General features: G+C 74.3%; 9 protein-coding genes. All 9 read left to right on the forward strand.

Annotated elements, in window-relative coordinates; translation table 11 throughout:
* Positions 1-50: 50 nt before the first annotated feature.
* The 9 genes from DEJ48_RS14960 (at position 51) to DEJ48_RS15000 (ending at position 22,837) form a co-directional block, all read left to right on the forward strand.
* Positions 51-653, forward strand: a complete 603-nt coding sequence (locus DEJ48_RS14960) for a hypothetical protein (RefSeq protein WP_150216595.1) — start codon at positions 51-53, stop codon at positions 651-653.
* Positions 602-2,629 (forward strand): FAD/NAD(P)-binding protein, encoded by a 2,028-nt coding sequence (locus DEJ48_RS14965; protein WP_150216596.1) that lies wholly within the window; start codon positions 602-604, stop codon positions 2,627-2,629. The genes DEJ48_RS14960 and DEJ48_RS14965 overlap by 52 nt, the downstream gene beginning before the upstream one ends.
* Positions 2,626-4,032, forward strand: a complete 1,407-nt coding sequence (gene pcaB, locus DEJ48_RS14970) for a 3-carboxy-cis,cis-muconate cycloisomerase (RefSeq protein WP_150216597.1) — start codon at positions 2,626-2,628, stop codon at positions 4,030-4,032. The genes DEJ48_RS14965 and pcaB overlap by 4 nt, the downstream gene beginning before the upstream one ends.
* Before the next feature lie 181 nt (positions 4,033-4,213).
* A complete protein-coding gene (locus tag DEJ48_RS14975; RefSeq protein WP_223832477.1) occupies positions 4,214-4,558 on the forward strand; it encodes a GYD domain-containing protein in 345 nt (114 codons plus the stop codon).
* A gap of 111 nt (positions 4,559-4,669) precedes the next feature.
* Positions 4,670-9,856 (forward strand): type I polyketide synthase, encoded by a 5,187-nt coding sequence (locus tag DEJ48_RS14980; protein WP_150216599.1) that lies wholly within the window; start codon positions 4,670-4,672, stop codon positions 9,854-9,856.
* Complete coding sequence (locus tag DEJ48_RS14985; protein WP_150216600.1) at positions 9,853-13,260, forward strand: bifunctional LLM class flavin-dependent oxidoreductase/SDR family oxidoreductase; 3,408 nt, start codon at positions 9,853-9,855, stop codon at positions 13,258-13,260. The genes DEJ48_RS14980 and DEJ48_RS14985 overlap by 4 nt, the downstream gene beginning before the upstream one ends.
* Positions 13,257-16,676 carry a non-ribosomal peptide synthetase gene (locus DEJ48_RS14990; RefSeq protein WP_190537427.1) on the forward strand — a complete coding sequence of 1,140 codons (3,420 nt, stop codon included), beginning with the start codon at positions 13,257-13,259 and terminating at the stop codon, positions 16,674-16,676. The genes DEJ48_RS14985 and DEJ48_RS14990 overlap by 4 nt, the downstream gene beginning before the upstream one ends.
* Positions 16,673-21,979, forward strand: coding sequence for a MupA/Atu3671 family FMN-dependent luciferase-like monooxygenase (locus DEJ48_RS14995; protein WP_150216602.1), 5,307 nt, complete (start codon positions 16,673-16,675; stop codon positions 21,977-21,979). The genes DEJ48_RS14990 and DEJ48_RS14995 overlap by 4 nt, the downstream gene beginning before the upstream one ends.
* A 51-nt stretch (positions 21,980-22,030) precedes the next feature.
* Complete coding sequence (locus tag DEJ48_RS15000; RefSeq protein WP_150216603.1) at positions 22,031-22,837, forward strand: class I SAM-dependent methyltransferase; 807 nt, start codon at positions 22,031-22,033, stop codon at positions 22,835-22,837.
* Positions 22,838-22,874: the final 37 nt, after the last annotated feature.

Below are 22,874 nucleotides of genomic sequence, written 5' to 3' on the forward strand. Positions count from 1 at the left end.
CGCCATCGGGTGGGCGCCCCTTTCCCCGTACGACGCACAAAGGAAGCACCATGACGACTTCTCTGCACCTGCCCGGCCACGCCGACGAGGCCCTGGCAGGCCCCGGCACCCGCGTACTGCACGCGCTGCACGTGGCGGGCTGGCTCGCCACCGAACGATTCGAGGTCTGGGGCGTCGCGGACGCCGGGACGGCCCTGGCCCTGCTCCAGGACGACGGGCTCGTCCGGCTGGTGAAGAGCCCCCGGGGCGAGCTGTACGGCCTCACGCCGGACGGCACGCAGCGGGCCAAGGACCTGCTGGCCGCCTGGCGGAAGGACGCCTCGCCCGAGGAGCGCTCCGGGGCCCGCTCGGCGCTCGCCGGCTTCGAGGCCCACGACTCCTCGCTCAAGCACCTGGTGACGGACTATCAGCGCCAGGGCGACGGCATCGGCGAGAAGCTCGCCGCGTTCGACGCCGACGCTGCGGCCGCCGTCGACGCGGTCGGCGCCGCCCACCCCCTCTGGGAGAGCTACCCGGCCCGGCTGCGGTCCGCGCTGGACCGCGTGCGGGACGGCGACACGGCCTACGTGACGTCGCCGCTGGTCGAGAGCTACCACACGGTATGGCACCTGGCCCACCGCGATATGCGCCTGCTGTGCGCGGACTTGACGTGACGGCCACGCCGCTCCCACCCGCCCGATCCGGCGCCGCGCACAAGACGGTGTGCGTCGTCGGAGCCGGTCCGCGCGGGCTCTCCGTGCTCGAACGGCTGCTGGCCCGGGAGCGGCACGATCCGGCGCACGGCTCGCTGACCGTGCATCTGGTGGATCCGGGGGAACCGGGCGCGGGCGCCGTCTGGCGCACCGACCAGCCCCCGCAGCTCCTGATGAACACCGTGGCCTCGCAGATCACCCTGTACACCGACGACAGCTGTGACGTGCGGGGGCCGGTGGAGCCGGGGCCGAGCCTGTACGAGTGGGCGGTGCGGGTGGCCGCGGGCGACGGCACGGACCTCGACGACGCGACGCGTGCCGCCGCCGGGGCGCTGGGGCCGGACACGTATCCGACGCGCGCCCTGTACGGCCGCTATCTGCGCGCCGCGTTCCGGCGCGTCGTGGACCGGGCGCCCGGACACGTCGCCGTGGAGGCGCACCGGACGCGGGCCGTCGCCCTGCTGGACACCGGGGAGGCCCAGAGCGTCTGTCTGGAGGACGGCACGTGGCTCGGGGGCCTGGACGCGGTGGTGCTGGCCCAGGGGCACACCCCGGTGCGTCCGCTCGCGCGGGAGCTGCGGACCACGTACCTGGCACGCCGTCACGGCCTCACCCATCTGCTCCCCGCCAACCCCGCCGACGTCGACCTGGCCTCCGTCCGGCCCGGCGACGAGGTGCTGCTGCGCGGTCTCGGGCTGTGCTTCTTCGACTATCTGGCCCTGCTGACCACCGGCAGGGGCGGCGTGTTCGTCCAGGACCGCGAGCGCCTGGTGTACCGGCCCTCGGGCCGCGAGCCGCGGATGTACGCGACCTCCCGGCGCGGCATCCCGTACCACGCGCGCGGCGAGAACCAGAAGGGCGTGTCCGAGCGGCACCGGCCGAGGCTGTTGACCCCCGAGGTGATCGCCGGGTTCCGCGAGCGGGCCCGCCTGGGCCAGCGGGTGCGGTTCGGCGAGGAGCTGTGGCCGCTCGTCGCCGCCGAGGTGGAGAGCGTCTACTACGCTACGCTGCTCCGGGAGTCGGGGCGCGGCGGTGAGGAAGCCGCCTTCGTCGACCGTTACGCGGCCGCCGCGGGCCCCGGGGAGCGCGACGCGCTGCTCGACGCCGTCGGCGTCCGGGAGCGGCTGCGCTGGGACGAGCTCGCCCAGCCGTACCGCGACCGCGAGTTCGGCGGGCGGGCGGACTTCGGCGCCTGGGCACGCGCCCACCTGGTGCGGGACGTCGCCGAGGCGCGCAAGGGCAACCGCCACGGACCGCTGAAGGCGGCACTGGACGTGCTGCGGGACCTGCGCAACGAGGTGCGTCTCGTGGTGGACCACGCCGGCCTCGACGGCGCGTCCCACCGGCACGAACTGAGCGAGTGGTACACGCCGTTCAACGGCTTCCTGTCCATCGGTCCCCCGGTCTCCCGGATCGAGGAACTGATCGCGCTGCTGGACGCGGGGGTCGTCGAACTGCTCGGCCCCGGCACCGAGATACGCATCGAGACATCGGGACGGGAGGCGGCGTTCACGGCCCGCTCGGCACGGGTGCCGGGGCCGCCCGTGCGCGCCCGGGTGCTCATCGAGGCCCGGCTCCAGGAGCCCGACCTGCGCCGCAGCGCGGACCCCCTCCTGTCGTACCTGCTCGGCTCCGGCCAGGCCGCGCCGTTCCGGATACCGGAGGAAGGGGGCGGCCACCACGAGACGGGCGGCCTCGCGGTGACGGAACGGCCCTACCACCTGGTGGACGCCGAGGGCCGCGCCCACCCGCGCCGGTTCGCCTACGGCGTGCCCACCGAGGGCGTGCACTGGGTGACCGCGGCCGGCATCAGACCCGGGGTGGACTCGGTGACCCTCGCGGACTCCGACGCCATCGCCGCCACCCTGCACGCGCTCCCGGCCCTCGCGCCCCCCGGGGCCGACGACGTGCACGAGCCGATCGGAGTCCTCGCATGACCGACGCCCACCGCCTGCCGCCCGCCGCACAGGACGCGGGGCTGCTGTCCCCGGTGCGGGCCGGCACTCCCGTCGAGGCCGTGGTGGCCGACCCGGCCTGGCTGCAGGCGATGCTGGACGCCGAGGCCGCCCTCGCCCGCGCCCAGGCCCGCCTCGGCACGGTTCCCGAACGGGCCGCGCGGATCATCACCGGGGCGGCCCGCGCCGAACTCCTCGATCTGCGCGCCCTGTCCGTCGCCGCCCGCGAGGCCGCCAACCCCGTCGTGGGCCTGGTGCCCGCCTTCACCCGGGTGGTGGCCGCGGTCGACGAGGAGGCGGCCGAGTACGTCCACCGCGGCTCGACCAGCCAGGACATCCTGGACACCGCGGCGATGCTCGTCGCCGACCGGGCGCTGCGCCTGATCCACGACGACCTCGGGGCGACGGCGCGGGCGCTGGCCCGCCTCGCCGGGGAACACCGCGACACCGTCATGCCGGGGCGCACCCTGGCGCTGCACGCCGTGCCGACCACCTTCGGTCTGAAGGCGGCCGGGTGGCGCCACCTGGTCCTGGACGCCCTGGACCGGCTGGAGCGGGTGCGGGAGAGCGGGCTGCCCGTCTCCCTGGGCGGCGCGGCGGGGACGCTGGCCGGATACCTGGAGTACGCGGGACCCGGCGCGTCGCAGGACGGCTACGTCCACCGGCTGACGGAGGCGTTCGCGGCGGAGACCGGGCTTGCCCGTCCCGCCCTGCCCTGGCACGCACTGCGCACCCCGATCGCCGACCTCGCGGCCCTGCTCGCCTTCGTCACGGGCGCGCTGGGCAAACTGGCCGTGGACGTGCAGACGTCGGCCAGGACCGAGATCGGTGAGCTGGCCGAACCCGGCGGAGCCGGGCGGGGCGGTTCCTCGGCCATGCCGCACAAGCGCAACCCCGTCCTGGCCACGCTGATCCGCAGCGCCGCGCTGCAAGTGCCCGCGCTGGCGGCCGGGTTGACGCAGGCGATGCTGGGCGAGGACGAGCGTTCCGCGGGGTCCTGGCACGCGGAGTGGCAGCCGCTGCGCGAGTGCCTGCGGCTGACGGGCGGCGCCGCGTGGACGGCGCGGGAGCTCGCCGAGGGGCTGCGGGTGCGCCCGGAGCGCATGCGCGAGAACCTGGCGCTCACCGGCGGCCAGGTCGTCTCGGAGCGGATCACCGCCGTGCTCGCGCCCCGTCTCGGCAAGGCCGGGGCCCGGCGGTTGCTCACCCGGGCCGCGGACCGCGCCCGGAGCACCGGTGAACCCCTGGAGAAGGCGCTCGGCGACCTCGCGGACGCGGACTTCGCACCCGGCGAGCTGGCCGGGTTGTGCGACCCGGAGGGTTACGTCGGCGCCGCGGGAACCCTCGTCGACACGGCCCTGCGGAACGCCAACAAGCCTGCCTGAACGCCCACTTGACAGCCGCTGGCCACAGGGTGCCAGCGGCTGTCGTCTTGCTGCCATGCGGTTGTTCCGGCACCCGGGGTGCCGGAAGCATGGCTGAAAGTGATCCTGTGGCTCGCCCTCTTCCGGAGTCTTCCGGGCGCGCTGAGCCGACGTATTCCTGGAGGGGTACCCCGTGCAGTTCATGATTCTCGCCCGTTACACGCAGGACGTCGTCAAGACCATCCTGGAGGACCCGCAGGCGGTCATCGCCCGCGACGAGCACGCCTTCAAGTTCTACGGCGCACTCGGCGGGACCGTCGTGAACTACTGGTTCACCCGCGACATCGAGTACAACTTCGCGGTCGTCGTGGACTTCCCGGACGCCGAGGCCGCCCACGCCGCCGTGCTGACCGGCTACTCCACGGGCGCCTTCGTGGAGGGCAAGGTCATCCCGCTCGCCTCGGCGGAGGAGATGGTCGGCGCGCTCAAGCGGGCCGCCCCGGCCGTCCACCTGTTCTACCCGCCGCAGGCCACGGCCGCCGAGTAGGCACGCGCCGCGTGCGGCGGCTCCGGCGCCGGGCGGTGCTCTCCCACCGCCCGGCGCCCGGCATCTTCCGAGGTCCCGAGAGAGGCAGAAGTGAGCGGTATACCCCAGTCAGTGTCATCGGCCCCGCCGGCCCGTACCTTGGTGGACCTCCTCAGGGCACGCAGCGCCGAGCACCCCGGGCGGACGGCGTTCACGTTCCTCGCCGACGGCACACGGGTCACGGAGGAACTCACCTTCGCCGACCTGGACCTCCGCGCCCGTGCCCTCGCGGCCCGGCTGCGGGAGATCGCGGACCCCGGGGACCGCGTGCTCATGCTCTGCCCCTCGGGCCCCGAGTTCGCCGTCGCCTTCTACGGCTGCCTGTACGCGGGCATGGTGGCGGTGCCCGCCTACCCGCCGCGCTCCGACAAGCACGCGGCCCGCCTGTACGCGGTGGCCGAGGACTGCGGCGCCGCGGTGATCGCCGCCCCGGCCGCCCTGCACGACCGGCTGGCCGCCACGACCTCCTTCACCGCCCGCTGGATCGCCACCGACACCGTGCCCCCGGAAGCCGCCGAGGCCTGGCGCGCGCCCGACGACGACCCCACCCGGCTCGCCTTCCTGCAGTACACGTCCGGGTCCACCGGCGCGCCCAAGGGCGTGATGCTCAGCCACGCCAACCTGCTGCACAACCTCGGCATGATGGCCCACGCGATGGACCACGCCGAGCAGCCGGTGCTGGTCTCCTGGCTGCCGCTCTTCCACGACATGGGCCTGATCGCGAACCTGCTGCTCTCCCTCCACTGGGGCGCCCGGCTCGTCTACATGCCGCCCGAGGCGTTCCTCCAGGACCCGGCCCGCTGGCTGCGCGCCCTGTCCGACTTCGGCGGCACCTTCTCCTGCGCCCCCAACTTCGCGTACGAGCTGTGCGTGCGCCGCACCCGGACCGAGGACCGTGCGGGCCTGGACCTGAGCGGCTGGCGCATCGCCCTCAACGCCGCCGAGCCGATCAGGGCCGACACCCTGGAGCGCTTCGCCGGGCTCTACGCGGACCACGGCTTCCGCCCCGACGCCTGGTACCCGGCCTACGGCCTCGCCGAGAACTCCGTCTTCGTCACCTCCGGATACGCCGGCGAGGGCGCCCGGGTGCAGTACCTGGACGGGGCCCGGCTCGAACAGGACCGGGCCGTCACGGCGGACCCCGGCGCCCCGGGCACGCACGCCGTGCTCGCCTGCGGGCGCGCCCACCTCGACCAGGAGCTGCTCGTCGTCGACCCGGAGACCCCGCGGCCCCTGGAGCCGGGCGCCGTCGGCGAGATCTGGCTGCGCGGCCCCAGCGCGGGCAGCGGTTACTGGCAGCGCCCCGAGGAGACTCGCACCGCCTTCGGCAACCGGCTGGCCGGCGAACCGGACGACGCCCCGCCGTGGCTCGCGACGGGCGACAAGGGCTTCCTCACCGACGACGGACAACTGTGCATCACGGGCCGCATCAAGGATCTGATCATCGTCCGCGGCCGCAACCTGTACCCGCAGGACATCGAGCGCACCGTCGAGGACGTGGACCCGGTCTTCCGGCCCGGTTGCACGGCCGCCTTCGCCGTCGAGTCGGACGGCCAGGAGCGTGTCGTGGTCGTCCAGGAGGTGCGCCACGAGGACGTCGACGCCGACGCGCTCGGGTCCGCCGCGGCCGCCGTCCTCGCCGCCGAGCACGAGGTGACGCTGGACGCCCTCGTCCTGCTGCGCAACCGTGCCGTCCCCAAGACGTCGAGCGGGAAGATCGCCCGCCGCGCCGCCCGGAGCGGCTACCTCGACGGCACCCTGGACACGGTCGCGGTCTGGCGCTCCACCCGACGTCCGGCCTCGGCCCCGACCGCGGCCTCCGTCTCGAAGGACCGCTACCTCGACGCCGTGGTCGCCGCCGTCGCCGAGCACCTGGAGAGGTCCCCCGAGGACATCGCGCCCGGCGAGAACTTCGCGGCGTACGGCCTGGACTCCGCCGCCACCGTGGCCATTTCGGGCGCGCTCCAGCGCACCCTGGGCCGTCGGCTGCCCGCCGCGCTCCTCTACCAGTTCCAGACCGCCGAGGACGTCGCACGGCACCTCTCCCGGGAGGACGGGGAGGACGAGGCGACCGGGCAGGTCGCGCCCGCGGCCACGCCGACGGCGGCCGACGAGCCCATCGCCGTGATCGGTATGGCCTGCCGCTTCCCCGGCGCCGAGGACACGGAGGCGTACTGGCGCCTCGTGCGGGACGGCGGCGACGCCATCGTGGAGGTGCCTGCCGACCGCTGGGACGCCGACGCGCTCTACGACCCGCTGCTGCGCGCACCGGGCGCCGTCAGCACCCGGTGGGGCGGATTCCTCGACCAGGTCGACGGCTTCGAACCGGAGTTCTTCGGCATCTCGCCGACCGAGGCCGCCGCCATCGACCCGCAGCACCGGCTGCTGCTCGAAGTGGCGTCGGAGGCCCTGGAGAACGCCGCGATCCACCCCGACACCCTGGCCGGCAGCGCCACCGGCGTCTACGTCGGCATCAGCAACAACGACTACTCCCGCCTGACCGCGGGCGCGGACTCCGCCCTCGACGCGTACTACGGGACGGGCAACGCGCTGAGCGTCGCCGCGGCCAGGCTCTCGTACCTGTGGGACCTGCGCGGCCCCAGCCTGGCCGTGGACACCGCCTGTTCCTCGTCCCTGCTCGCGGTGCACCAGGCGTGCGAGTCGCTGCGCCGCGGCGAGACGACCACGGCCCTCGCGGCGGGCGTCAACCTCATCCTGTCCCCGGAGCTGACCGCCGTCTTCTCCCGCGCCAACATGATGGCCGCGGACGGCCGTTGCAAGGTCTTCGACGAGCGCGCCGACGGATACGTGCGGTCGGAGGGCTGCGGCGTCGTCGTCCTCAAGCCCCTCTCGCGGGCCCGCGCGGACGGCGACGAGGTGCTCGCCGTCATCCCCGGCTCGGCCGCGAACCAGGACGGCCGGTCCAACGGCCTCACGGCGCCGCACGGCCGGGCGCAGGTCGACGTCGTGCGCGCCGCATGGGCGGCCGCCGGCCTCGACCGCGACCGGCTCGGCTACGTCGAGGCGCACGGCACCGGCACCGCGCTCGGCGACCCCATCGAGTTCGAGTCGCTGACGGAGGCGCTGGGCGACGGCCGGAGCGGGGCCGTCGCGCCGGTCCACGTCGGCTCGGTGAAGGCGAACATCGGCCACACCGAGTCCGCGGCGGGCATCGCGGGCCTCATCAAGGTGGTGCTCGCCCTGCGGCACGCCACCATCCCGGGCCAGATCCACCTGACGCGGCTCAACCCGCACATCGCGGACCTCGATTCGCCGCTGACCGTGCCGACCGCCCCGCTGGAATGGCCCGCGGAGCGGCGCACCGCGGGGGTCAGCGCCTTCGGATTCGGCGGCACCAACGTGCACGTGGTCGTCGGCGAGGCTCCCCCGGCCGGGGAAAGCCCCACGGAGGGCTCCCCCGACGGTCAACCGCCCGCCCCGGAGGCCCTGTTGCTCTCGGCGCGGACGCCCGAAGCACTGCGCGGGCTGGCCCGGCGCCACGCCGACGCCCTGGACGGTACGGCGGTCTCGTGGGCGGACGCCGTCCACACCGCGTCGACCGCCCGCACCCTGCGGCCGCACCGGCTCGCGGTGACCGCGTCCGACGCGGCGCAGGCACGGCAGGTCCTGGCCCGCTTCGCCGAGACCGGCCGTCCGGCGACCGACGCGCTGGTCGGCCACGCGCCGCGCCGCCGCACCCCGCTCGCCTTCCTCTTCACCGGGCAGGGTGCCCAACGCCCCGGCATGGGAACGGAGTCGTACGAGAACCGCCCCGCGTACCGGGAGGCCTTCGACCACTGCGCTCGGGTGATCGAGCGGCACTTCGGCTGGGACCTGCACGCGGTGGTCACGGACGCCGACGCGCTGGCACGGACCGAGTACGCCCAGCCCGCGATCTTCGCGGTGGAGTACGCCCTGGCGGCGCTGTGGCGCTCGTTCGGGGTGACCCCGGACCGCATGTTCGGGCACAGCGTCGGCGAGTACGTCGCCGCCTGCCTGGCCGGGGTGTTCGAGCTGGAGGACGCGCTGGTCCTGCTCGGCACCCGGGCACGCCTCACGCAGGGCCTGCCGGCCGGTGGGGCCATGCGCGCCGTGCGTGCCGGTGAGGACGTCGTCCGCGACGCGCTGGCGCCGTACGCCGACCGGGCCGCGGTGGCCGCGGTCAACGGTCCGGACGAGACGGTGATCTCGGGGGCGGCCGAGGCGCTGGACGCCGTCGCCGAGGTGCTGCGCGGGCGCGGCCACCAGTCCGCGCCGGTCCGCACCTCGCACGCCTTCCACTCGCCGCTCGTCGAACCCGTCCTGGACGAGTTCCGCGCGGCGCTCGACCGGGTGACGCTGCGGGCGCCCCGGACGCCACTGGTGTCCTCGGTGACGGGCCACGAGGAGACCGGGCTCTTCGCCACCGCCGAGTACTGGGTGGACCAGCTGCGCCGGGCCGTCCGGTTCGCCGACGGCGTGGCGGCGCTGGTCGCGGGCGGCTGCGCCACCGGCGTGGAGATCGGTCCGGACGCGGTCCTCGCGCCGCTGGCCCGGCGGATCACCAGGAACACCGCGGGCGGCCTCTGGGTCTCCTCGCTGCGCGGCGGCACACCGGAGGAGCTTTCCCTGGCACGCGTGTCGGGCGCCCTGTGGAGCGCCGGCTTCGAGCCGGACTGGACGGCCGTGCGCCACGGCCGTCCCGGCCGCCGCAGGCCGCTGCCCTCCACCCCCTTCCAGCGCAGCAGGTACTGGCTGCCCGACCAGGTGTCGCCCGGCGCCGGTGCCCCGCGGGACCTGCGCCGCTCCCCCGACCACGGGCCGTCGGCCGACGTCTCCTGGCATCCGCTCCTCGGACGGCCGCTGCCCCCGGTGGCGGCGGAACCCGAACGCCACGTGTGGCAACGGGTGCTGGCCCAGGGGCAGGTGGCGGTCCTCGACGACCACCGCATCCAGGGGCGGGTCGTCGCACCCGGCACCAGCTACATCGAACTGGCCCTGGCCGCCGCCCGCGAGCTGGACCCACAGGGCCGCTACGTCCTGCACGACGTGCGCTACCAGAGCATGCTCGGCGTCCCGCCGGACGGGGCGCGCGTGGTGCAGGCCGCCCTTCACCGGCGTACGGACGGATCGCTGTCCTTCAGCGTGCACAGCCGGGACGAGACCGGGGGCCCCGAGTGGACCGAGCACGCCAGTGCGCGGCTGGTCGGCGCCCCGCCAAGGAACGAGGGCGCCCGCGAGAGGGCCGCCCGCACGACCGACGCGGAGGGTGCGGCATGAAGTTCAGCCTGATGTTCTTCGCCAGCGACGAGAACGCGCTGGCCGGGGCGGACCGTTACGACCTGCTCGTGCGCAGCGCCCGCTTCGGCGACGAGCACGGCTTCCACAGCGTGTGGGTGCCGGAGCGGCACTTCACCCCGCTCGGCTCGCTCTTCCCGAACCCCGCGCTCCTGCACGCCGCCCTCGCCCGGGAGACCCGGCGCATCGGCCTGCGGGCGGGCAGCGTGGTGGCGCCGCTGCACGATCCGCTGCGCACCGCGGAGGAGTGGGCCGTCGTCGACCACCTGTCGGGCGGCCGGGTGGGCATCTCCCTGGCCTCCGGCTGGAACCCGGACGACTTCGCGTTCTTCCCCGAGCGCTACGCCACGCGCAACACCTATCTGACCGAGGCCGTGCCGACCCTGCGCGCCCTGTGGCGGGGCGAGCAGGTGCCGGCGACCAGCGGCACGGGCGCACCCATCCGCGTGCGCACCTATCCGCGCCCCGTGCAGCCGGAGCTGCCGCTCTGGCTGACCGCCGCCAGCTCGCCCGAGAGCTTCGTGCGGGCCGGGAGGGCCGGCGCGAACCTGCTGACCCACCTGCTCGACCAGGGCGTGGAAGGGCTCGCCGAGAACATCGCCCGGTACCGGGCGGCCCGCGCCGAGTCCGGGTTCGATCCGGCCGAGGGGTGCGTCACCGTCATGCTGCACACCTTCGTCGGCGAGGACGCGGACACCGCCGTGGCCCGGGCGAAGGACCCGTACTGCACGTATCTGAAGGCGAACCTGGGCCTGCTCAAGGGTCTTGCCCGCAGCCGCGGGCACGGCGAGGGCGTCGACATCGGCACGCTGCCCGACGAGGAGCTGACCCGCTTCGTCTCCTTCCTCTACGACCGGTTCGCCGCCGAGAGGTCGCTCATCGGCTCCCCGGAGTCCTGTCTGCCGCTGGTGCGGCGGCTCGCGGACGTGGGGGCCGACGAGCTCGCCTGCCTCCTCGACTTCGGGCCGGCCCCCGACGAGGTGCTGGACGGGCTGCCCCAGCTGGACCGGCTGCGGGAGATGTCCGCGACGGTCGCGTCGGCACCCCGTACGGCCCCCGAAGTCACCGCGTCCGCGCGGGACACCGAAGCCGACGCCGACGCCGCGACCCTCCTCGCCCGCGGCCTCGCGGAGTTCGACGTGACCGAGTTCTTCGGCCGGATCGAGGCCGCCGGCGCCGCCTACGGGCCCGCCATGCGGTGCCTGGAGAACGTCTGGGTCGGCGAGCGCGAGGTGCTCGGCCGCCTCACGGTGCCCGAGGGCCCCGCGGAGGAGGCCTACCAGTTCCACCCCGCGCTGCTCGACAACGCGTTCCTGCTGCTCGGCGCGCTGGCCCCCGGCGCGCTCAGCGGCTCGGAGGCGCTCGCCCTGCCCAGCGGTGTGGGCTCCTTCGAGATCCTGCGCTCCCCCCGCGGCACGATCCACTCGCACGTGGTGCGCACGCCCGTGGCCGAGGGCGCCGACGAACTGGTCGCCGACGTACGCCTCTTCGACGACACGGGCACGGTCGCCCGCGCCGAGGGCCTGCGCATGCGCCTGGTGGAGGCGGACGGCGAGCACGCGGACGCGGGCGCCGAGCTCTGCTACCGCACCGAGTGGGCCGAGACGGCCGAGCCCGCGTCCAGCGAGCTGAGCCCGGGTCGCTGGCTCGTCCTCGCCGACGCCCACGGGCACGGCGACGCGCTGGCCGACGGGCTGCGGGCCGCGGGCCACACCGCGGACGTGGTCCACGCCGCCGGGGAACCGGACGTCACGGCGCTGCGGCGCGCGCTCTACGGGGCGGTCGCCGAGGGCCCGCTGCACGGCGTGGCCCTACTGTGGCCGCTGGACGCCGAGGGGGCCGCCGGGTCCGGCACGGGCGACGAGCCGGCCACCGAGGCCGTGGAGAACTCCCAGCGCCACGGCAGCGAGGCGGCGCTCGCGCTGGTCCGGGCCGCCCTGGAGCTGGACGACCCCACGCGCTGCGGCCGGCTGTGGCTGGTGACCCGCGGCGCGCAGCCCGCCCTCGACGACGTCACCCTGCCGGGCGTGCTGCAGGCCCCCGTCTGGGGGCTCGGCAGGGTGCTCGCCGCCGAGCAGCCCGACATCTGGGGCGGCCTCGTCGACCTGGACCCCGCCGGGGACGCGGACCGGGCGGCCGCCGGGCGTCTGACGGCCGTGCTGCTCGCGCCGCGCGACGGCACGGCCGACCAACTGGCGCTGCGCGGCGAGCGGTTGCTCGCGCCGCGGCTGGTGCGGGACACCGTGCTGGCCCGCCCGGCCGACGTGCTGCCGCGGCTCGACCCGGCCGGCACCTATCTGCTCACCGGCGGCCTCGGCGACCTCGGGCTCGCCGTCGCCGGACGCATGGTGCGGCGCGGCGCCCGCCACCTGGTCCTGACCAGCAGGCGCGGCCTGAGCACCGACGCGCAGCGTGCCGCGGTGGACGAGCTGACGGCGCTGGGCGCGCGGGTCACCACCCTGGCGGTGGACGTGGCGTCCGCCCCGGAGGTCCGGGCGCTGCCGGAGCAGCTCGCACTCCTCGGGCTGCCCGAGGTGGTCGGCGTGGTCCATCTGGCGGGGGTCGTCAACGGCGCGCTCCTCGCCGACCTGGGCGTGGAGCGGCTGCGGGAGGTCGCGGCGCCCAAGGTCGCGGGCTCCTGGAACCTGCACCGCGTCTTCGCCGACGCGCAGCTGTTCCTGCTGGTCTCGGCGCTGCCCGCCGTCTTCGGGCCGATCGGTGTCGGCGCGGCCAACTACGCGGCCGCCAACGCCTTCCTCGACGCGCTGGCCCACCACCGGCGCACCCGAGGGGCGGCCGGTACGGCGCTCGGTTACGGCCCGTGGAACGACGTGGGTCTCGCCGTCCGCGAGAACGGCCTCGACCAGCTCGCGCGGGTGGGCGTGGGCAGCATGCGCCCGGCCGAGGCGCTGGAGGTCTTCGACCGGGTCCTCGACAAGGACCCCCGGCAGACCACGGTCGCGCGGATCGACTGGTCCGGTGTGTTCGAGGCCTTTCCCACGGCCCGGCGCACCCAGCAGTTCGCCGGGTTCCTCGACGAGGCGGGCGACAGCGGCGCGACCGCGCTGCTGCACAAGTGCGCGGGCGCCGATCCCGCCGAACGGGCCGCGATCGTCGGCGGATACCTGACGGAACGCCTCACCGGCGTGCTCGGCCTCGGCCCGGACCTCGACCCCCAGCAGCCGGTGACCGAGCTGGGGCTGGACTCCCTGATGTCCCTGGACATCCGCAACCGCATCAAGAACGACCTCGGGGTCGTCGTCCCCATCGTGCGCTTCCTGGAGGGCGCCTCCGTCGAGGAGCTCACCGCGTACGTGCTGGAACAGCTGGCCGACGAGCTCGACGCATGGGACGACCCCACGGAACGAGAGGAGATCACCCTGTGAGCGGGGAACAGGAGGCCACGGGAGCGTTCCGGGAACTCACCGATCTGCTCCGGGCCGTGGAGGACGCCCGGATCCGGCTGACGGCGGAGGACGGCGAGCTGCGCGTGTCGGCGGCGAAGGGCGCGCTGACCGCACAGCTCCGCGACCGTCTCGTCGACCACAAGCCCGGTCTGCTCGCCCACCTCGGCGCACAGGCACGGGCCGCCGCGCCGGTGCCCGCGCTGCCGCGCGACGGCCGCACCTTCCCGCTCTCGCCGGGCCAGGAGGCGCTCTGGGTGCTCGACCAGCTGGAAGGGCACCGTCCTACGTACGTGATCAGCGGCGTCATCCGGCTCGAAGGACCGTTGCGCCCCGAGGTCCTCGTCTCCTGCCTCTCCCAGGTGGCCAACCGGCACGAGGCCCTGCGCACCGCCTTCCGCACCGGGGACGACGGCACCCCGCGGCAGGTCGTCCTCGACCCCGCCCCGCTCGACGTGGCGCGCGTCGATCTGACGGAACTGCCGCCCGAGGAGCGGGAGAAGGAGCTCGCCGCTGTCGCGCGCGCGGCCGGCCGGGAGCGGTTCGACCTGGCGGCAGGACGGCTGCTGCGCGCGGTCCTGGTGACCGCGGCGCCCGAGGAGGCGTACCTCGTCCTCGCGCTGCACCACATCGCCGCCGACGCCGCTTCGCTCGCCGTGCTCTTCCGCGAGTTGTTCGTCCTGTACGACGCCGACGCCGAGCCGTCCGCGCTGGCGCCGCTCTCCCTGCACTACGCGGACGTCTCCGCGTGGCAGCGGGACGTCCTGTCACCGCTGGACGAGCACCGGCAACTCGCGTACTGGAAGGCCCAGTTGGCGGATGCGCCGCCGCTGCTCGAACTGCCCGCGGACCGGCCGCGGCCCCTGCACCCCTCCTTCGAGGGCGACACCGTCGACTTCGTCCTCGACGCGCCGACGACCGCCCGTCTGGCCGAGGTGGCCGCACGGGCCCGCGTCACCCCGTACACCGTGCTCCTCACCTGCTGGGCCGCCGTTCTGGCCCGCTGCGGGCGCAGCGACGAGGTGGTCGTCGGGACGCCCGTGGGCAACCGGGACCAGCCGCAGGCGGCGTCCCTGGTGGGCTTCTTCGTCAAGACCCTGCCGCTGCGCGTCGACCTGACCGCCGCCGCATCCTTCGAGGAGCTCCTCGGCCACGTCCAGCGCACCTTCCTCGAAGGCGTCGACCACCTGGACGTGCCGTTCCAGCGCATCGTCGCCGAGACCGCCCCGCAGCGGTCCCTCAGCCACACCCCGGTCTTCCAGGCGATGCTGACGTACTTCGAGTCGCCGCTGGCCGACACCGAGACGGGCGGCGTCACGGTCTCCCGCGCGGACGTGCACAACGGCACCGCCAAGTTCGACCTGACGCTCTTCGCGGAGCACCGGGGCGACAGCGTCGCCTGCTCCCTGGAGTACGCGCGGGACCTCTTCGACCCCGCGACGGCCCGCGGCCTGGCCGACGCCTTCCGGCACCTCCTCGGCTCGGCGCTCGACTCCCCCGGGTCCGACGTCGCCCGGCTGCCGCTGCTCACTCCGGCGGGCCGGCAGCGCGCCGTCGAGGCGGGCCTCGGCGCGGACCGGCCCCTCGACCTGGACCGGCCCGTGCACCGGTACGTCACCGAGCAGGCCGCGCTGCGCCCCGACGCCGTCGCCGTGAGCCGGGCGGACCAGTCGCTGACCTACGCCCGGCTCGACGAGGACAGCAGCAGGCTCGCCGCCCTGCTGAGGGACCGCGGTGTGGACCGGGGCACCCTCGTCGGCCTCCACGCACAGCGGACGCCGCGCCAGCTGGTCGCGGTGCTCGCCGTCATGAAGGCCGGTGCCGCCTTCCTGCCGCTCGACCCCGACCACCCCGCCGAGCGCACCCGCCAGATGCTCGACGAGGCGCGTCCCGACATCGTCCTCAGCGACGCGCCCCTGGACGTCGGCGCGGACCGGGAGGCGACGCTGCTGCGCCTCGACGAGCTGGACCTGTCCGCCGTACCGGCCGACGCGCCCCTGCCCACGACGGACCGGGACGACCTGATCTACGTGATCTACACGTCCGGGTCGACGGGGAAGCCCAAGGGCATCGCCATGCGGCACGGCGCGATCACCAACCTTCTCGCCTGGCAGACAAAGGCCTTCCCCTTCGCCCCCGACGACCGGGTGCTGCAGTTCAGTCCGCTGCACTTCGACATCTGCATGATGGAGATGTTCGGCACCTGGGCGGCGGGCGGCACCGTCGTGCTGGTCGACGCCGAGACGCGCAGGGACGCGATGCGCCTCCTGCCGTACGTGCGGGAGACGGGCATCACCCGCCTCTTCCTGCCCTACGTCGCCCTCCAGCAGCTCGCCGAGGTGGCACGGGCCCGCGACGGCCGGTGGCCCACGGAGCTGCGCGAGGTGTTCAGCGCCGGGGAACAGCTCCAGGTCACCGAGGAACTGCGGGACTTCTTCCGGCACACGGGGGCGGTGCTGCACAACCAGTACGGGCCCTCGGAGGCCCACGTGATCACGTCGTACACGCTGTCGGGCACACCGGACACCTGGGAGCACCTGCCCCCGGTGGGCACCGCCGTCGACAACGTGCGGATCCGGGTGCTCGACCCGCACGGCGCCCCCGTACCGCAGGGCGTGCCCGGCGAGGTGCACGTGGCCGGGCCCTGTCTGGCCCGGGGCTATCTGCACCGTCCCGACCTCACGGACCAGGCGTTCGTGCCGGACCCGTGCACCGCGGGCGAGCGCATGTACCGCACGGGGGACCTCGCCCGATGGCGGGCCGACGGGACCCTGGAACACCTCGGGCGGGTCGACCACCAGGTCAAGGTGCGCGGGTTCCGGGTCGAGCCCGGCGAGGTGACCGCGGTGCTCCTCGGCCATCCCGCGCTCAGGGAGGCCGTGGTGGAGGCGCGCGGGAGCGGCGCGGACCGGGCGCTCATGGCCTGGGTGGTGGCGGACGGCGCGGCACCGTCCGCGGCCGAGCTCAGACGGCACTGCCTGGACCGGCTGCCCGAGTACATGGTGCCCACGGTCTTCGTGCCGCTGGACGCCCTGCCGCTGACCGTCGCGGGCAAGGTGGCCCGCTCGCTGCTGCCGGAGCCGGAGCGAGCGCCGGTCACGGGGCGCGAACCCGGCACGGCGCTGGAGAAGTCCGTGGCCGCTGTCTTCGCGGACGTCCTGGGCGTCGAACGGGTGGGGTGCGACGACGACTTCTTCCAGTCAGGCGGCCATTCGCTGGCCGCCACCCGTGCCGCCCTGCGACTGAGCGAGGAGCACGGCGTCGACGTCACCGCGCGCACCGTCTTCGCCCGGCCCACCGTGGCCGCGCTCGCCGAGAACCTGGAGGTCCTGCTCTGGGCGTCCGCACCGCCCGTGCCCGCCGGCGCGGATGAGGAATGGGAAGAGGGAGAGCTGTGACCGCCCCCGCCGAACTGCTCAGCGAGCTGCGTGCCCGCGACATCCGTCTGTGGGAGGAGGAGGGACGGCTGCGCTTCAGCGCGCCTCCCGGCGCGCTCGACGACGAGCTGCGCGCCCGGCTGAAGGGCCACCGCGACGCGCTGATCGCGCTCTTGCGGGAGGCGCGGGGCGAACGCCGCGGCGAACGCCCGGCGATCGGCCCGGTGGACGCCGCCGACGACGAGCTGCCGTTGTCCTTCGGTCAGCAGCGGATGTGGGTCATGTCCGAGATGCTGCCGGAGAGCGGCGGCGCCGCCTACGTGCTGTCCGGCCGGATCACGCTGGAGGGCGAGGCGCCCCCGGGCGCGTGGGAAGCACTGCGTCAGGCCTTCGCCGACCTCGTGGAGCGCCACGAGGCCCTGCGCACGATCGTGCGCGCCGGGGAGGACGGGCCGGTCGCCGAGGTCGTCGACGCCTACGAACTGCCCTTTTCAGAAACCTATCTGACGTCTCGGCAGACGATCGACGAGGTGGCCGCGGCGGAGGCCCGGCGCCCCTTCGACCTCGGCCGGGCGCCCCTGGTGCGCGCCACCCTCGTGCACGAGGCGCCGGGGCTGACGCACCTGCTCCTCTCGGTGCACCACATCGCTGCCGACGCCTGGTCGCTCGGCATCCTCTACCGCGATCTGGCCGCGCTTTACGCCGCGCGCACCGGCGCCGCCGACGCCGCCCCGCTGCCCGAACTGCCCGTCCGCTACGCCGACTACGCCGCCTGGCAGCGCGAGCACCTCACCTCCGAGGCGCTGGCCCCGGAGCTCGAGTACTGGCGGACGTCGCTCGCCGACATCACCGGCCTGCTCGAACTGCCCGCCGACCGGCCCCGCCCCGCGGTCCAGTCCTACCGCGGCGGCTCCCTGCCCTTCCACCTGCCGGCCCCGCTCATGGAGCGGGTGCGGGAGCTCGCGCACCGGAACAGCTGCACGCCGTACATGGTGCTGCTCGCGTCCTGGTCCGCGCTCCTCGCGCGGCTGGGCGGAGCCGTCGACGTGCCGGTGGGGACGCCGGTGGCCGGGCGCGTGCGGCCCGAGGTGGAGCCGCTCATCGGCTTCTTCGTGAACACCCTCGTCCTGCGGGTCGACGCGAGCGGCGAGCCGACCTTCGACGAACTGCTGCGGCGGGTCCGCGCGACGGCCCTCGGCGCCTTCGAGCACCAGGACCTCCCCTTCGAGAAGCTCGTCGAGGAGCTGCAGCCCGAGCGCACGCTGAGCTACAGCCCGCTCTTCCAGCACATGTTCATCCTGCAGAACGCGACGACGGAGCGCTTCCGGCTCCCCGGCTTCGACGCGCGCCTCGACGAGGTGCACACGGGCACCGCCAAGTTCGACACGACGCTGATCGCGGAGGAGCACCCCGACGGCCTGCGCGGAGTCCTGGAGTTCGCGACGGACCTGTACGACTCGACGACCGCCGAGCGCTGGCTCGACCACTGGAGCACGCTGCTGACCGCGGCGGTCGCGGCGCCCGGCACCCCGCTCTCCGAGCTGCCCCTGCTCGGCGCGGACGAACGGCACCTCCTCGTCGAGCGGTGGAACGACACCGCGCTCGACGTCCCGGACGCGACGGTGCACTCGCTGGTCGAGCGGCAGGTCGAGCGGACCCCGCGGCAGGCCGCGATCGTGCAGGGCGACACGGTGGTGACGTACGCGGACCTCGACGTCCGCGCGAACCGCCTCGCCGCGCTGCTGCGCGAGCGGGGCGCGGGCCCCGGCACCCTGGTCGGACTGTGCCTGCCGCGCACCCCCGAGCTGGTCGTCGCACTGCTCGCGGTGCTCAAGTCGGGCGCCGCGTACGTGCCGCTGGACCCGACCGCGCCCGCCGGACGCAACGCGTACATCCTCGGCGACGCCGGGGCCGGGCTGCTGCTGACGGAGGCGGCGCTGCGCGCCACCGTGACCGCTCCCGACACCACCGAAGTCGTCTGCCTCGACGAACTCGGCTACCTCAGCGACCTCGGCGAGCCGTTGGGGTCCGAGGAGCCCGACGCGCCGCGGACGTCCGGCGGCGCCGGGCCCGATGACCTCGCGTACGCCATCTACACCTCCGGCTCGACCGGCCGGCCCAAGGGGGTCATGGTCGAGCACCGCAACGTCGTCAACTTCTGCGCCGCCATGACCCACGAGTTCGGCGTGGACGGCGTGGGGCCCTGGCTGGCCGTCACCACCGTCTCCTTCGACATCTCCGTCCTCGAACTGGTGTGGACGCTGACGCAGGGGTCGACCGTGGTGCTGCAGCCCGATCCCGCACGGTCCGCCACGCGCCGGCCGGGGAAGGTCGCGAACCTCAGCCTGTTCTACTTCTCCAGCGCGACGGAGACCGAGGGCCCGGCCTCCCCCGGCGCCTACCGGCTCCTGCTGGAGGGCGCCCGGTTCGCCGACACCCACGGCTTCGAGGCGGTGTGGACACCCGAGCGGCACTTCCACGCGTTCGGGGGCATCTACCCGAACCCGGCGGTGACCGGAGCCGCCGTCGCCGCGGTCACCGAACGGGTCGCCGTGCGCGCGGGCAGCGTGGTGCTGCCCCTGCACCAGCCACTGCGCGTCGCCGAGGAGTGGGCGGTCGTCGACAACCTCTCCGGCGGCCGGGTGGGCGTGTCCATCGCCTCGGGCTGGCAGGCCGACGACTTCGTGCTCGCCCCCGACCACTACGCCGACCGCAAGAAAATCATGCTGGACGGCATCGGGACCCTGCGGTCCCTGTGGCGGGGCGAAGCGGTGGAGATGCCGGGCGGCACGGGACGGACGACCGCCGTCCGGTCGCTGCCCCGGCCCGTACAGCCGGAGCTGCCCGTCTGGGTCACGGCGGCGGGGAGCGAGGAGACCTTCCGCGCGGCCGGCGAGTCCGGCGCCCACCTCCTGACCCATCTCCTCAACCAGGACCTCGACCAGCTCACGGAGAAGATCGCGCTCTACCGCGGGGCCAGGGCCGAAGCGGGCCACACGGGGCCGGGGCGGGTCACGCTCATGGTCCACACGTTCGTCGGCAAGGACCCCGACCTGGTCAAGGAGACCGTCCGCGGCCCGTTCCGCGACTACCTGTCCTCGTCGCTGGGGCTGATCGGCAACCTCGCCCGCGGCCTGGGACTCGGCGACGACCTGCGGAACCTGCCCGAGGACGATCTGCGGACCCTCCTCGACCACGCCTTCGAGCGGTACTACGACACCGCGGCGGTGTTCGGCACGCCGGAGCGGGCCGCCGAACTCCTCGACGGCATCGCCGACACCGGCGTCGACGAGATCGCCTGTCTGATCGACTTCGGCGTCGACGACGACGCCGTGCTCGACTCCCTGCCGTTGCTGGACCGCGCCCGGTTGCTGCACGCCGACCGGAACACGGCACCCGGTCTCTCCGTACCGCAGCTGATCGAGCGGCACGGTGTGACCAAGCTGCAGTGCACGCCCTCCCAGGCCGCCATGATCCTCGACGAGCCGGGGGGCCCGTCGGCGCTCGGCGGTCTGGACCTGCTGCTGCTCGGCGGCGAGGAACTGCCCGCCGGGCTCGCCGAGCGCGTCACGGCGGTGACGGGCGCCCGGGTGCAGAACATGTACGGGCCGACCGAGACGACCATCTGGTCCAGCACGCACCGGGTGGACACGACGGGCACGGTGTTCATCGGACGCCCCATCGCCAACACCGCCCTGCGCGTCCTGGACCGGCACGGGGCGCCCACGCCGATCGGCGTCCCGGGTGAACTGCACATCGCGGGCGCCGGTGTGGCCCGCGGCTACCTGGGACGGCCGGACCTCACCGAGGAACGGTTCGTGCCCGACCCGTACGCGACCGCACCGCACGCCCGTCTCTACCGGACGGGCGACCTGGCCAGGTTCCGCCCCGACGGCACCCTGGAGTTCATCGGCCGGACCGACCACCAGGTCAAGGTGCGCGGCTACCGCATCGAACTGGGCGAGATCGAGGCCGCCCTCGGCTCCCACCCGGACGTGGCACAGGCCGCCGCCACGGTCCACGGCACCGGTGTGGAGCGGCAGATCGCCGGATACGTGGTGACCCGCCCGGGGACCGAGATCAGCGACGTGGTGCTGCGCGGCCACATCGGCGCCCGGCTGCCCGGGTACATGGTCCCGTCGACCGTGCGGGTGCTCGCGGAGCTGCCCTACACGCCGAACGGCAAGATCGACCGCAAGGCGCTGCCCGCGCCCGCGCGGGCGGACCGGCGCGAGCAGGACCGGGTGGCGCCGAGCGGTCTCACGCAGATGCGTCTGGCGGTGCTGTGGGGCGAGATCCTCGACGCGTCCGCCGTGGGAGCGCACGACAACTTCTTCCGCCTCGGCGGGAACTCGGTGCTCGCCGTGGCGCTCCTCGCGCGCATCGAGAAGGAGTTCGGCCGCCGCCTGTCCATGGCCACCCTCTTCCAGGGACCGACGGTCGCGGAGCTCGCGGCGAACCTCGTGCGGGACGGCGACACGGCCCGGCGGTCCCTGGTCCGGCTGCGGCCGGGCGGCCACGAGCCGCTGTACCTCTTTCCCGGGGCCGGCGGCAACCTCATGTACTTCCACGAGCTGGTCGACGGGCTGCCCGAACGCTTCGCCGTGCACGGGCTCCAGCCGAACTTCACGGAGGACGTCGACACCGCGTCCCTGGTGCGCGAACTGGCCGACCAGTATTTGCCGTTGGTGCTCGACACCCAGCCGACCGGTCCGTTCCGGTTCGTCGGGCACTCCTTCGGCGGACACGTCGCGATGGAGCTGGCCCGCCGGCTGCGGGCCATGGGCCGCGAGGTCGCGCTGGTGGGCCTGCTCGACACGTCGGCACCGCTGCCCGAGCGCCACGAGCACTTCGCGGCGTGGGACCAGGCGACCTGGCTGGTGGCGCTGGCCGGCGTGTTCGGACGCCTCTTCGGCCGCACCCTGGACCTCACCGAGGAGGAGCTCACCGGCCTCGCGGACGACGAGCAGATCTCCCGGCTGCGCGAGAGGCTGCGTCAGCACGACGTGCTCCCCCCGGAGCTCGACGACGACGTGCAGTTGCGCGGGTTCATCCGCACCTACATCGCCGACCAGCGCAGCCTGCACACCCCCGCCGAGCCGTACGACGGCGAGCTGACCTTCTTCCGGGCGGCCGAGCTGCACCCCGACAACGTGCCGCCGCCGGCCCTGGCCCGGCTGCTCGACGACCCCGCACGCGGATGGGGCGCGTTCACGACGCACCCCGTCGCGGTCCGCGAGGTCCCCGGCGACCACCTGACCATGCTGACCAGACCGCACGCGGACGATCTGGCCAAGTCCATCGGCGACGCCGCCGACCGCTGAAGCCCCTCCTGTAGCCCCCTGAAGTCCCTCACCCTCAAGGAGATACGACTCGTGAGCCCCCAGCTGGCAGACCTCCTCGCCTGCCCCTCCTGCTCCGCCGCGGTCGAGCAGCGGACGCCGACCGCGTTCGCCTGCACCTCGTGCGGCAGGATCTCGCCCCTGGCCGACGGATTCCTCGACATGATCCAGGAGCCGGGCCAGCCCGATCCCGCGGCGCCGACCACGGCCCAGCGCCTCATGGAGAGCAAGGCGTTCGTCCGCCTCTACGAGACCGCCATGCGGCCGTTCTTCGCCCGTCTCTTCGCCGGTTTCGGCAGCCATGTGCCGGGCTACGCCGAGGAGTTCCAGGTCTACCACGACTGGCTGAAGCTCGAGGAGAGCCGGTCCGGCGCCTGGCTCGACCTGTCGTGCGGAGCGGGCTACTTCACCGACCGCCTCGCGGGCGCCATCCCCGACGCCACGGTGGTCGGCCTCGACATCTCCGTCGCGATGCTCAACAAGGCGCTGCAGGAAACCATCGGGCGGCCGAACGTGAGCCTGGTCCGCGGAGACGTGCGCGGACTCCCCTTCAAGGACGGCGTGTTCGACGGCGTCAGCAACCCCGGGTCGCTGCACCTCTACGCGGACCCGCAGTCGGCGTACCGAGAGGTCTTCCGGCTGCTCAAGCCCGGCGGCGTCTACACGGCCAGCACGTTCGCCGAGAACGACTACCCGAGCAGCCGGCTCGGCGTGAAGCTGACCGGTATCCGCCGGACCGACCTCGGGACGCTCCCCGAGGAGCTGGAGAAGGCCGGCTTCACCAACTACCGCCTGACCAAGTTCGGATCCGCGTTCATATTCGCCGTGACCAAGCCCTGATCGACGTGCATCACGTGTCCGAACCTCTGTGAACGGC

Source organism: Streptomyces venezuelae, assembly GCF_008642315.1.
In the GTDB taxonomy this organism is placed as follows: domain Bacteria; phylum Actinomycetota; class Actinomycetes; order Streptomycetales; family Streptomycetaceae; genus Streptomyces; species Streptomyces venezuelae_D.

What these genes read in the sequence shown, in the direction of transcription:
- pcaB (WP_150216597.1), top strand. Translation starts at nt 2,626, where the DNA reads ATGACCGACGCCCACCGCCTGCCGCCCGCCGCACAGGACGCGGGGCTG.
- DEJ48_RS14985 (WP_150216600.1), top strand. Translation starts at nt 9,853, where the DNA reads ATGAAGTTCAGCCTGATGTTCTTCGCCAGCGACGAGAACGCGCTGGCC.
- DEJ48_RS14975 (WP_223832477.1), top strand. Translation starts at nt 4,214, where the DNA reads ATGATTCTCGCCCGTTACACGCAGGACGTCGTCAAGACCATCCTGGAG.
- DEJ48_RS14960 (WP_150216595.1), top strand. Translation starts at nt 51, where the DNA reads ATGACGACTTCTCTGCACCTGCCCGGCCACGCCGACGAGGCCCTGGCA.
- DEJ48_RS14965 (WP_150216596.1), top strand. Translation starts at nt 602, where the DNA reads ATGGCACCTGGCCCACCGCGATATGCGCCTGCTGTGCGCGGACTTGAC.